The following is a 12,046-nucleotide window of genomic DNA, read 5'->3' as shown; positions in this document are numbered from 1 at the left end:
CCCCACCTTAGCGACCAATCCTGCGATAAATCACCGGCGTCGGCTGATATGCCTGTTCCGTGATGCTAATAGCGGCTTTCACGCTGTCGGCGGCCGCCTGCCAGTCGTCCTCGCTGGCGGCATGTATCACGGCCAGCGGGCGCTGGTTGTCCACCCGCTCGCCCAGGGTAACCATCTGGTCCAGCCCCACGCTGTAATCGATGGGATCCTGAGCCCGACGCCGTCCGCCGCCCATACCGACCACCACCATCCCCAGCGCCCGGGTATCCATGGCGCTAACCACGCCTTCACGTTCGGCGTAAACCGCCTTGCTGAGAGTGGCCGACGGCAGGTAGCGGTCGTAGTGGGTAATAAAGTCAGTGGGGCCCTTTTGCGCCGCCACCATCTGTGCGAAGCGCTCCGCCGCCTGGCCATTATCCAGCACAGCCTGCAGCTTCGAGCGGGCCTCCTGCTCATCCTGCGCCAGCTGGCCGGAGATTAGCATCTCGGCGCACAGCGCCATCGTCACCTCCAGCAGGCGCGGGTTGCGATACTCGCCGGTCAGGAAGCGTACCGCTTCCCGCACTTCCAGGGCATTACCGGCGCTGGAGGCCAGCACCTGGTTCATATCGGTCAGCAAAGCGGTGGTCCGCACGCCTGCGCCGTTGGCGACGCCGACAATAGCTTCAGCCAGCAGTTGCGAACGCTCAAACGTCTCCATAAAAGCGCCGCTGCCCACCTTCACATCCATCACCAACGCATCCAGCCCTTCCGCCAGCTTTTTAGCCAGAATCGAGGCGGTAATCAGCGGAATGGAATCCACGGTGGCGGTAATATCCCGGGTGGCGTAAAAACGCTTGTCCGCCGGGGCCAGCGAGCGGGTCTGGCCGATAATCGCCACTCCCACTGAATGAATAATCTCCCGGAATCGCTCGTCATCAGGGAAGATATCAAAACCCGGAATCGCCTCCAGCTTATCCAGAGTACCGCCGGTATGCCCCAGGCCCCGCCCGGAGATCATCGGAACGTAGCCGCCACAGGCGGCCACCATCGGCCCCAGCATCAGCGAGGTCACATCCCCCACGCCGCCGGTGGAGTGTTTATCCACCACCGGGCCGTTTAGCCCCTGCCAGTCAAGCACCGCGCCGGAATCGCGCATCGCCAGCGTCAGAGAGACCCGTTCGGTCATCTCCATATCCTGGAAGAAGACAGTCATCGCCAGAGCTGCAATCTGCCCTTCGGTAATGGTGTTGTCACGGATACCATTAACGAAGAAGCGGATCTCTTCGTCGCTAAGCGGCTGGCCGTCACGTTTCTTACGAATAATTTCTTGAGCGAGGAACACGGTCACTCCTTGCAGCGTTAAGACAATGATCGGCGGTCGGGAAACCGCCTGATTTGCGGATTAGTAGCCGCTCACACTCTTACCGTCGCCATGGCCCAGCGCGTTAAGCAGGCTGGCGAGCAGGCTGGAGGCGCCGAAGCGGAAGTGGCGGCTATCGGCCCAGTCGGCACCAAACAGTTCATCAGCAATGCCCAGATAGAAAGCGGCATCTTCAGCGCTACGTACGCCGCCGGCCGGCTTAAAGCCCACGCTCTTCGCCACCCCCATATCGCGAATCACCTCCATCATAATGCGCGCGCTTTCCGGCGTGGCATTGACCGGCACTTTACCGGTAGAGGTCTTAATAAAGTCGGCACCGGCGCGAATCGCAATTTCAGAGGCCTTGCGAATCAGGCTCTCTTCTTTCAGCTCACCGGTTTCAATAATCACTTTCAGCAGCACTCCAGCCTCAGCACAGGCTGCTTTACAGCGTTTCACCATATCGAATCCGGTCTGCTCATCGCCGGCCATCAGGGCACGATACGGGAAAACGACGTCCACCTCATCGGCGCCATAGGCGATTGCGGCGCAAGTCTCTGCCAGCGCAATCTCAACGTCATCATTGCCGTGGGGGAAGTTGGTCACAGTCGCGATGCGAACATCCGGCGTTCCCTGAGCCTTCAGGGTTTTCCGGGCAATGGGGATAAAACGCGGATAAATGCAGATAGCCGCAGTGTTGCCCACCGGCGTTTTCGCCTGGCGGCACAGGGCGATGACCTTTTCATCGGTGTCATCGTCGTTAAGGGTAGTCAGATCCATCAGCTTCAGCGCGCGCAGGCTGCTGGCGGTTAAATCGGTCATGGTTTTCTCCAGTAAAAATTGACGGCATCCCGGGCCGGAAACGCAACACCACAGGCGCGGTCGGGTTCTGAAGTGAGCTCACCGCCGGCAATGTTAAAATGCTAACATTCCGCTACCTGCTGTTTTGTGTTTTATTTCACAAAAGCCAAAGATGATATTGCAGCATATTGGGAAGTATATGTGATTAACTCTACAAAACAATCCCCATCACGCGCCGGAAAACGCACAGGCGGCCGGGTTTATCGCCCGGCCGCCTGCGGTAAGAATGTTATAATTATAACATTCTGAGTGGATTACAGCGCCAGGAAGATCCCGGCAATGGTGGCGCTCATCAGGTTCGACAGCGTTCCCGCCGCCACCGCTTTAAGCCCCAGTTGAGCCACTTCATGACGCCGGGTCGGAGCCATGCTGCCCAGACCGCCGATCAAAATAGCGATAGAAGAAAGATTAGCAAAACCACAGAGCGCGAAAGAGATAATCGCCTTGGTGTGATCGGAAAGTACCTGTAGCCCTGCCGCCGCTACCGTGGCGTCATCCTTCAGATATTCACCAAAATTCAGATAGGCCACGAATTCGTTGATAATCAGCTTCTGTCCGATAAAGGAGCCCGCCACGGTGGCTTCGCTCCAGGGCACGCCGATAAGCCAGGCCAGCGGCGCGAATACCCAGCCCAGAATCAGCTGTAGCGACAGCTCCGGATGGTTAAACCAGCCTCCAATCCCTGACAGCATACCGTTAAGCAGCGCAATCAGGGCAACGAAAGCCAGCAGCATAGCGCCGACGTTCAGCGCCAGCTGCATACCCGATGCCGCCCCGGCCGCCGCCGCATCCAGCACATTGGTCGGACGATCGGGATCGTTTTTCAGCGTCTCAGGATCCGGCGCATCATGCGGCTTTTCGGTTTCCGGGATCATCAGCTTGGCAAACAGCAGCCCACCCGGCGCCGCCATAAAAGAGGCGGCGATCAGATATTCCAGCGGTACCCCCATCTGGGCATAACCCGCCAGTACCGACCCGGCCACGGAAGCCAGACCGCCACACATCACGGCGAACAGCTCAGAGCGCGTCATGGTGGCGATGTAGGGGCGCACCACCAGCGGCGCTTCGGTCTGCCCCACAAAGATATTAGCCGTGGCAGAAAGCGACTCGGTACGCGACGTCTTAAGCACCATACGCAGACCGCCACCGAGGATCCGAATCACCAGTTGCATAATGCCCAGGTAATAAAGCACGGCAATCAGCGACGAGAAAAAGACGATGATCGGCAGAACGCGCAGCGCAAACACAAAACCGCCGCCGCCGAACAGTTCAAACATTTTGTCGGACACCAGCCCGCCAAACACAAAACTGATGCCGTCGTTACCGTAGGAGATAACTTTAGAAACCCCTTCCGACATCGCCAGCAGCACCCGGCGCCCGGCAGGGACATAAAGAATCAGCGCCCCAATCCCCACCTGAATAAGCCAGGCCCCCAGGACAGTGCGCAGATTGATCGCCCGGCGATTGCTGGACAACAGAACGGCGATCAGCAGCAGCGCCACCATGCCGATTATTCCCATAAGGATTTGCATACAGATTCCCTGCCCAAAAAATTAAAAAAGAGAAGCCATGACAGACGGGGCGAATTATAACGGTGGGGAATAATTAAAGATCTACACACATCACGGAATAGTGCAGCAATTTACATAGCAAGATTTTATAAAGTGACGAATATCACACTTTATCGTCAGGATAGCGCAAACAACCGACTGGCGTTTTCGAATAACGCATCGGCAATTTGTCGGGGAGATTCGCTGCGCAGCTCACAGAGCGCCCGAAAGACCTCCGTGACCCGTTCCGGTCGGTTGGGCTGCCCCTGCCAGCCGTTGAGCGGCATATCGGGTGCATCAGTCTCCAGCAGCAGCGCATCGAGCGACAGCTTCGCCATCACCGCGCGGGTCTTACTGGCCCGGGGATAAGTAATGGTGCCCCCTACGCCGATGCGGTAGCCCAGCGATACAAAATGCTGCGCCTGTTGCAGACTGCCGGAAAAACCGTGTACAACGCCCGCCCGCGGTAGCGCCATGCGACGCAGCAGGGCCGCCAGCGGGTCGTGGGTTCGGCGCGAATGCAAAATCACCGGTAGATCATAATGTTTTGCCAGCCGAAGCTGGGCTTCCAGCAGCGCCATCTGCCTGTCAAACTGCGGCTCGGGAATATAGCGATCGAGACCAATTTCGCCAATCGCCACCAGCCCGGAAGGGCGCTGGCTCAGATGCTGCTCCAGCGATGCCAGTGCCGCATCATCGTGTTGCGCTACCCACACCGGATGCAGCCCCAGCGCGGCATAAATCGCCGGATGCTGACAGGCAAGCGAAAGCACATCATCGAAGCGCGAAGCGCACACCGCCGGAACAATGACGCGCTCAACGCCAGCCCTGGCGGCCCGGGCCAGGCTTTCCGTTTCATCCCCCTCGAAAGGGGGAAAATCGAAATGGCAGTGAGTGTCGATAAAGCGCCAGCTCACGCCAGATCCTCGTTGTTAAACGCGGCATCATTGGCCTGCGGCACCGCGATATCATTGGCTGCGGGCGTCATCAGGGATACCGCTTCCGGCAGCGCCGCTGGCGCAGACACCACCGGCGCGCTAAAGCGACGCAGCGGCGGTTTACGGGCCAGCATGCGCCCGACTGTCGCCAGGAAGTAGCGCCCGCACTGGCGGCCCAGCTTATAGTCGCTGCGTAACGCTGCCTGGCGGCTGCCTAAGGCAATGCTCTTCAATGGCCCGGGCGGGTAAATTTCGAAAATGCGCAGGTCACCAGGCGGTTTATCGATGAACTTCTGGATGGCCGCATAGCTGGTTTCATGATGCTGCACCAGGTTGATCAACGGCTTCAGGCTTCCCTCTCCCAACCAGCGCTCCATGCGCCGAAACCACTGGGGCGTATAGTACATCTGGGAAGGGACGGTGCGGATCACTACCAGCGTTTGTGCGCCGCGCTGCGCCGCCTGGCGAACCGGAATCGCATCGCTGATTCCGCCATCCTGATAGCTGAAGTCACCGAGCTGGACGCCGGTGCGGTAGAAGCCGGGAATCGCGCTGGAAGCGCGAATCACATCGAGCCAGTTACCGCTGTCAGGCGCGAAGTAATCCGGCGTGTAGTCGTTATCACTGCGGCAGGCGCACATATAGAACTCACGACCGGCGTCGAACAGCCGTGCGGCATTATCCATAGCCAGCGGCATCTTCCGGGAGGTGGCATCCACCAGCCAGTCGAGATCGATCAGATTACCACCGCGCACAAAACGCAGCGGATTAAAGAATTCGCTGCGCGTCGTGTAGCGGGTAATGACTCGCCGGGCATAGCCGGGCTGGCGGCAGACAAAGGCCGACAAATTCTGAGCACCGGCCGATGTCCCGAAATAAAGATCGAACGGGTCGAAATTAGCGTCCTGGAATTCGTCCAGCACGCCTGCGGTAAAGATACCGCGCTGACCGCCGCCTTCACAGACCAGCGCCAGTTTACCGGGATGAAAGGGTTTTAACGCCAGCGGCGCAATATTGCCGAGCGTTACAGGTATTCTCTGCCCCACCGCTGCTTTCCTGAAGATATTATCGTTATGGACGATCATTCTGCATTCAGAACAAAATAGCCAGCCCGAAGGCTGGCTATTTTGTTACAAATACCTGGCCCGGGCTAAGGGCGCCTGCGCCCCATAAAAAGGCTAACCAGGAACAGGATAACACCGACCACGAAAACAATTTTTGCGGCGCTTGCCGCCGCACCCGCCAGGCCACCAAAGCCCAGAGCTGCCGCAATCAGTGCAATAATCAGAAAAATAATGCCCCATCGAAACATACACAGCTCCTTTTAGTTGGATATCTAAGTGGTGACAAATCGCTCTCGAGTGGGAAGACTCCCGTTACTGACGCTTTTCATGCCGCCCTGAATCAGGGTATTACGGCTGAACTTTCAGGTCGTTTTTCACGCTTTTCACGCCTTCAACGGCCTTTGCAATACTCTCGGCCCTATCGGCCTGAGCCTGGGTTTCTACGTTACCGGTCAGTTGCACTACACCGTCGGTGGTTTTGACTTTCACATTGCGTGAAGGCAACCCATCATCCGCCAGCATTTTGGCTTTAATTTCGCTGGTGGTGGCGGTATCGCCCGCATAGCCTTTCAGGCTCTGGGCCTTGCTGTCTTTCACATGCAGCTTATCGCTCACCGAGGTCACGCCCTCAATCCCTTTCGCCAGTTGCACCGCTTTTTCAGCTTCCGCCTGGCTGGTCACAAAACCGCTTAGCGTCACCACTTTATCGTCGGTTTTCACCGAAATATCGCTGCTTTTGATCGCTTCATCGTCTACCAGCGCCGCCTTCACCTTTGCGGTGATAGCGCTGTCATCCATGAAGTTACCGACTTTTTTCATCGAACTATCGATTTTCTGCCCTGCACTCTCGGTGCCAGACTGGACCTTGTTCGCCGCATCGCTCTGCGCCATGGCAGAGCCGCTCGCCAGAACGGTACCCAGTACCACGGCCAGTAGCGTTTTAGAAATCATCGGATTATTCATCGGTTCACTCCTGTTTTTGCTTATCCATCAGAATCTAACTTTATTAAATATAGACGAGCAGAATAAAAGCGCATGGAGATAAACCTGAAAACGGCAGTATCACCAGGGAATTAGGAGTATTCTTTAACCAATTAATATTTCAGAAGAATTATGGAGCGCAGCCAAAATGCCGCGCTCCAGTCAGGCGGGCTTAGTGTTCGCGGGTCTTGCGGAAAGTGACGTCAGGATAGCGTTCCTGGGTCAGATTCAGGTTAACCATGGTCGGGGCGATATAGGTCAGGTTATCGCCGCCGTCCAGTGCCAGCTGCTGCTCGTTCTTGCGCTGGAACTCGTCGAATTTCTTCGCATTATCACACTCGACCCAGCGGGCGGTGGCGACGTTTATCGACTCATAGAGTGCCTCAACGTTGTACTCGCTCTTAAGACGCGCCACCACCACATCAAACTGCAGCACCCCTACGGCGCCCACGATCAGATCGTTATTGGCAACGGGACGGAACACCTGCACCGCGCCTTCTTCCGAAAGCTGCACCAGCCCTTTGAGTAACTGCTTCTGCTTCAGCGGATCGCGCAGGCGAATACGGCGGAACAGTTCAGGCGCAAAGTTAGGAATGCCGGTGAACTTCATCGCCTCACCCTGAGTAAAGGTGTCGCCAATCTGGATAGTGCCATGGTTATGCAGGCCGATAATATCGCCGGGATACGCCTCTTCCACGTGGGCGCGATCTCCCGCCATAAAGGTCAGGGCATCGGAAATCACCACATCCTTACCGGTACGCACCTGGCGCAGCTTCATGCCCTTCTCATAGCGGCCGGAAACCACGCGCATAAAAGCCACGCGATCGCGGTGTTTGGGGTCCATATTGGCCTGAATTTTAAAGACAAAGCCGGAGAACTTCTCTTCACTGGCCTCGACCGTACGGGTATCGGTCACACGCGGCATCGGCGCTGGCGCCCACTCCACCAGACCATCGAGCATATGATCAACGCCGAAGTTACCCAGCGCGGTACCGAAGAATACCGGCGTAATGTCGCCGCTCAGGAACAACTCTTTATCGAATTCGTTGGAAGCTCCCTGCACCAGTTCCAGCTCATCGCGCAGCTGCTGCGCCAGATCTTCGCCCACGGCGGCGTCCAGCTCGGGATTATTCAGCCCCTTAACGATACGCACTTCCTGGATGGTGTGCCCCTGGCCGCTCTGGTAGAGATAAGTCTCATCCTTATACAGGTGATAAACCCCTTTAAACAGCTTGCCGCAGCCGATTGGCCAGGTAATGGGGGCGCAGGCAATTTTCAGCTCGCTTTCCACTTCATCCAGCAGTTCCATCGGATCGCGGATATCACGGTCCAGTTTGTTCATAAAGGTGATGATCGGCGTATCGCGCAGACGGGTAACTTCCATCAGCTTACGGGTACGATCCTCAACCCCTTTCGCGGCATCAATCACCATCAGACAGCAGTCCACCGCCGTCAGGGTACGGTAGGTATCTTCCGAGAAGTCTTCGTGCCCGGGGGTATCAAGCAGGTTGACCAGCGAGTCATGATAGGGAAACTGCATTACCGACGTGGTGATAGAGATACCACGCTGCTTTTCCATCTCCATCCAGTCCGATTTAGCGTGCTGACTGGCGCCGCGACCTTTAACCGTACCCGCGGTCTGAATCGCCTGTCCGAACAGCAGTACCTTTTCCGTAATGGTGGTTTTACCGGCGTCCGGGTGAGAGATGATGGCAAAAGTGCGGCGCTTCGCCACCTCTTGCAAATAAGGAGACAAGGTCATAGTTCAGTCTTCAGGTTGCGGCGCGCGGTTTCTGTTCGCGCGCAGGGTATTCAAGAAAGTGGGGCAATTTTACTCATCACCGCGGGTTAGACAATTATTCATTACACTATTCTTCATGGCACAGCAGCGCTTCCAGCTCCGGCAGCGAAGCAACCTGCCAGTCGGGACGAATGCCTTCCGGCAAGGGGCGGCGGTGGGCATTCAGCCAAACGGTGGAAAGCCCGGCATTCATACCGCCCAGAATGTCTGATTCGGCGGTATCGCCGACCATCAGCACCCGCTCCCGGGAAGGTTCGCCCATACGCGCCAGCGCATGGTCAAAAATTTTGCGATCCGGTTTGGCAACGCCCACCTCTTCGGAAATCACCAGCAGATCGAAATAGTCCTTCAGGCCAGTTCGGGACAGACGACGATTTTGCAGCGCGCTAAACCCGTTGGTGATAATGCCCATCTTCGACTGACCTTTCAGGGCGTTAAGCAGTGAGACAGCCCCAGGTAGCGGCGTACAAATCTCGGCCATCGCGTTCAGAAAGGCGTCATTCAAATCACTGGCCGGTACCCTCAGGCGATCGGCCCACCCCTGGAAGCGCTGATGCTGCAACTGTAAAGCGGTGATGTTACCGTTCTGGTAATCAACCCAAAGCGGTTTATTAACGGCCTGGTAATCCTGGTAGTCCTCTGGGGTAAAGGTCACGCTGTAGTCAAGAAACATGCGCTGCAGCCCGCCAAAGGAGTCGAAGCTGAACAGCGTTTCATCAGCGTCAAAGAGTATCCAGTCCCACTTCATTTACATCACCTTTGTTGTTATTTAGCCCAGCGGCAGGGCCATAATAATGGCGTCCTCACGTCCGTCTGTGGTGGGATAGTAGTTGCGGCGTACCGTCACCTCATTAAAGCCGAGGCTTTCATAGAGTGCGATGGCGGCGACGTTAGACGCGCGCACCTCCAGCCACAGCGTAAGGACATCGCGTTGTTCCAGTTCACCGATCAAATGCGTCAGTAACTGACGGCCAAGCCCGCGCCGCTGCCAGGCGGGATCGACCGCGATATTAAACAGCGTGGCTTCGTCCAGTACCACCTGGGTAATGGCGAAAGCCGCCATCTCGTCATCCACATCGAGCCGGACGTTGAGATAACGTTCACCCTGATTGCTTGCGAAAGTTTTTTCGCTCCATGGGAAGGCGTGGCTGCGCTGTTCAATGGCCCAGGCCTGCGCCAAATCCTCCGGATTAAGGGAAGAGATCCTGTTCATGTTCACAAATCTGACGCCAGAGCGCGATACGCGCCGCAGCGTTATGAAGAAGCTCGTCGAAACCCGGTGAAGAGAGCTGGACGCCAGGCAGCGTCAGCGGCGCTTCCACGCCCAACCGCCAGCTATTGCAGCGGCTCCCCTCAGGCAGCAACGCCGCACGCTCTGGCGTAAGCGGCAGCACACTGGCCTCCGTTAGCATCAGCGCGCGCAGCACGTCCTGAATCAGGGGATCGGTTAATGCGGGCGGCTTATCAGCCACCATCACCAGGCGGATATGTTCGGGGATTCTGAGCGCGATTTCGCCCTGCAACACCGCGGGGCGTCGAAGCCGCCACTGGGTGATCCCCAGTTGCGTGAGCTGCCTGTCACGTCGGGATGTCATCACGAAATCTGCTCCAGTCACCAGAAGGCCGCAAATATAGCAAATTCATCGAATCCCCGCCAACAGATGCCGCTTCCAGCGCGTTGGGGTTATAATCCCCGGCCAACTATGAGAAGGAGTCGTTTTATGTCCGCCTGGTGCCCCGCAAGCGAAGTCGTGCTGCGCCACAGTGATGATTTTACCCACCGCCGCGTGCTGTTCGCAGGCGATCTCCAGGATACCCTGCCAGCACAGCTCGAAACGGCCCGGAGCCGGGTGTACACCTGGCAGTACCACCACTGGCAGCTACTGAGCGCGCAGATGGATGATCGCGCCCGTTTTGGCCTGCAGGCCGATGCCGATGCCATCGGCGACAGCGATACGCTGGTCTACTACTGGCCCAAAAACAAGCCCGAAGCCCAGTATCAGCTAATGAACCTGCTGTCGCTGCTGCCGGAAGGATGCGATATTTTCATCGTCGGGGAAAACCGCAGCGGCGTGCGCAGCGCCGAACAGATGCTGGCGGACTATGCGACTTTGAATAAAGTGGACAGCGCCCGACGCTGCGGCTTCTACTATGGCCAGCTCGAAACGCGCCCGGCTTTCGACCCTGAAGCCTGGTGGGGCGAGTATCACCACGACGGCATGACCATCAAAACCCTGCCCGGAGTCTTCAGCCGCGACGGGCTCGACAGCGGCAGCCAACTGCTGCTCTCCACCTTTATGCCCCATACCAAAGGTAAAGTGCTGGATGTAGGCTGCGGCGCCGGGGTACTCGCCGTTGCGCTGGCGCGTCATTCCCCCAAGGTGCGTCTGACCCTGTGTGACGTTTCGGCCCCGGCTCTGGCCGCCAGCCGCGCGACGCTTGCTGCAAACGGTCTGGAAGGCAACGTACTGGCCAGTAATGTGTTGTCCGACGTACAGGGGCGTTTCGATATCATCCTCTCCAACCCGCCGTTCCACGAAGGGCGCGAAACCAGCCTGGAAGCAGCTCGTCAGCTCATCCGTCACTCCGTACGCCACCTGAACAGCGGCGGCGAGCTCAGAATTGTCGCCAACGCCTTCCTGCCATATCCGAATGTGCTGGACGAAGTTTTCGGCAGTCACGAGGTGCTGGCCCAGAACGGACGCTTTAAGGTATATCGCGCCATATATGGCCGCGGCGCCCGCCGTTAACGTTTTTTGCCCAATGTGCCGCTTTTTGCACCATTCAGCATGACGGCACATAATTAACTGTTGACGACGGCGATAAAACATCTAGAATGCGCCTCCGTGGTTGCGAGATTTCTCGCGCTGTGATGCGAAGGTGGCGGAATTGGTAGACGCGCTAGCTTCAGGTGTTAGTGTCCTTACGGACGTGAGGGTTCAAGTCCCTCCCCTCGCACCAACAACCACAAGATATCGTTAGCAGTACCTGCGAAGGTGGCGGAATTGGTAGACGCGCTAGCTTCAGGTGTTAGTGTCCTTACGGACGTGAGGGTTCAAGTCCCTCCCCTCGCACCACTGCGCGGGCGATATCACATCAGACAAACTGTGCGAAGGTGGCGGAATTGGTAGACGCGCTAGCTTCAGGTGTTAGTGTCCTTTCGGACGTGAGGGTTCAAGTCCCTCCCCTCGCACCAGTCTCTTCCTGATTTTTCTCTTATTTCCCCAAAATCCAAACGCTTTTTCATGCCCTTCCCGCTAATGGCCGGAAAACGCTGCGCTATGCATCAGCACAGGCACCATTCCCATCGCGACGACAATGCAGGATGGCAACAGCAGATAGTGGCGCAGCCGCCGGTGGAACAGCATCGCGACGGTCGCCACCATCGCCAGCGCCATCAGTAACCGCCAGGTGCCAAACGAGAGATCGCCCAATATCAGCCCCGACGCCACCAGAACGCCAGAAAACAGGCCAGCCCAACCGCTTTCCAGACCCCGTTGCAACATATC

Annotated in this window: 13 protein-coding genes and 3 tRNA genes; 4 read left to right on the top strand and 12 right to left on the bottom strand. The window is 57.3% G+C overall.

The features are described 5' to 3' along the window. Positions 1-7: 7 nt before the first annotated feature. The 11 genes from deoA to FEM41_RS08995 form a co-directional block, all read right to left on the bottom strand. Positions 8-1,324: a thymidine phosphorylase gene (gene deoA, locus FEM41_RS09045; protein ID WP_138095661.1), complete on the bottom strand. Its 1,317-nt coding sequence runs from the start codon at positions 1,322-1,324 to the stop codon at positions 8-10. A gap of 60 nt (positions 1,325-1,384) precedes the next feature. After that, complete coding sequence (gene deoC / locus FEM41_RS09040; RefSeq protein WP_138095660.1) at positions 1,385-2,164, bottom strand: deoxyribose-phosphate aldolase; 780 nt, start codon at positions 2,162-2,164, stop codon at positions 1,385-1,387. Positions 2,165-2,457: 293 nt separating this feature from the next. After that, positions 2,458-3,735 carry a NupC/NupG family nucleoside CNT transporter gene (locus FEM41_RS09035; RefSeq protein WP_138095659.1) on the bottom strand — a complete coding sequence of 426 codons (1,278 nt, stop codon included), beginning with the start codon at positions 3,733-3,735 and terminating at the stop codon, positions 2,458-2,460. Positions 3,736-3,890: 155 nt separating this feature from the next. Further along, positions 3,891-4,670, bottom strand: coding sequence for a TatD family hydrolase (locus FEM41_RS09030; RefSeq protein ID WP_138095658.1), 780 nt, complete (start codon positions 4,668-4,670; stop codon positions 3,891-3,893). Then, complete coding sequence (locus FEM41_RS09025; RefSeq protein ID WP_138095657.1) at positions 4,667-5,737, bottom strand: patatin-like phospholipase family protein; 1,071 nt, start codon at positions 5,735-5,737, stop codon at positions 4,667-4,669. Before FEM41_RS09025 ends, FEM41_RS09030 begins: the two co-directional genes overlap by 4 nt. 104 nt (positions 5,738-5,841) lie before the next feature. Then, positions 5,842-6,003, bottom strand: a complete 162-nt coding sequence (locus tag FEM41_RS09020; RefSeq protein ID WP_138095656.1) for a DUF1328 family protein — start codon at positions 6,001-6,003, stop codon at positions 5,842-5,844. A 100-nt stretch (positions 6,004-6,103) separates the two neighbouring features. Further along, the gene (gene osmY / locus FEM41_RS09015) at positions 6,104-6,718 is read right to left on the bottom strand and encodes a molecular chaperone OsmY (protein WP_138095655.1); all 615 of its coding nucleotides are present in this window, start codon (positions 6,716-6,718) and stop codon (positions 6,104-6,106) included. Between the two features lie 190 nt (positions 6,719-6,908). Continuing rightward, complete coding sequence (gene prfC / locus FEM41_RS09010; RefSeq protein ID WP_138095654.1) at positions 6,909-8,498, bottom strand: peptide chain release factor 3; 1,590 nt, start codon at positions 8,496-8,498, stop codon at positions 6,909-6,911. A 106-nt stretch (positions 8,499-8,604) separates the two neighbouring features. Then, complete coding sequence (yjjG, locus tag FEM41_RS09005) at positions 8,605-9,285, bottom strand: pyrimidine 5'-nucleotidase (protein WP_138095653.1); 681 nt, start codon at positions 9,283-9,285, stop codon at positions 8,605-8,607. A 21-nt stretch (positions 9,286-9,306) separates the two neighbouring features. Continuing rightward, positions 9,307-9,750 carry a ribosomal protein S18-alanine N-acetyltransferase gene (rimI, locus tag FEM41_RS09000; RefSeq protein ID WP_138095652.1) on the bottom strand — a complete coding sequence of 148 codons (444 nt, stop codon included), beginning with the start codon at positions 9,748-9,750 and terminating at the stop codon, positions 9,307-9,309. After that, on the bottom strand, positions 9,728-10,132 hold the full coding sequence (locus tag FEM41_RS08995; protein WP_138099147.1) for a DNA polymerase III subunit psi: 405 nt from the start codon (positions 10,130-10,132) through the stop codon (positions 9,728-9,730). The genes rimI and FEM41_RS08995 overlap by 23 nt, the downstream gene beginning before the upstream one ends. 126 nt (positions 10,133-10,258) lie before the next feature. Between FEM41_RS08995 and rsmC the strand changes: the two genes are divergently transcribed. The 4 genes from rsmC (at position 10,259) to FEM41_RS08975 (ending at position 11,733) form a co-directional block, all read left to right on the top strand. Continuing rightward, positions 10,259-11,287: a 16S rRNA (guanine(1207)-N(2))-methyltransferase RsmC gene (rsmC, locus tag FEM41_RS08990; RefSeq protein WP_138095651.1), complete on the top strand. Its 1,029-nt coding sequence runs from the start codon at positions 10,259-10,261 to the stop codon at positions 11,285-11,287. Positions 11,288-11,411: 124 nt separating this feature from the next. Continuing rightward, positions 11,412-11,498, top strand: a tRNA-Leu gene (locus tag FEM41_RS08985). A gap of 29 nt (positions 11,499-11,527) precedes the next feature. Continuing rightward, positions 11,528-11,614: transfer RNA gene (locus FEM41_RS08980), tRNA-Leu, on the top strand. A gap of 32 nt (positions 11,615-11,646) precedes the next feature. Next, positions 11,647-11,733 (top strand) — tRNA-Leu (locus tag FEM41_RS08975). Positions 11,734-11,794: 61 nt separating this feature from the next. On the opposite strand, the gene FEM41_RS08970 is transcribed toward FEM41_RS08975, so the two are convergent. After that, entirely contained in the window at positions 11,795-12,043 is a 249-nt protein-coding gene (locus FEM41_RS08970; protein ID WP_138095650.1) for a DUF1435 family protein, read from the bottom strand. Positions 12,044-12,046 lie beyond the last annotated feature (3 nt).

Source organism: Jejubacter calystegiae (genome assembly GCF_005671395.1).
GTDB classification, from domain to species: domain Bacteria; phylum Pseudomonadota; class Gammaproteobacteria; order Enterobacterales; family Enterobacteriaceae; genus Jejubacter; species Jejubacter calystegiae.
This window is presented reverse-complemented; position numbering and strand designations above follow the sequence as displayed.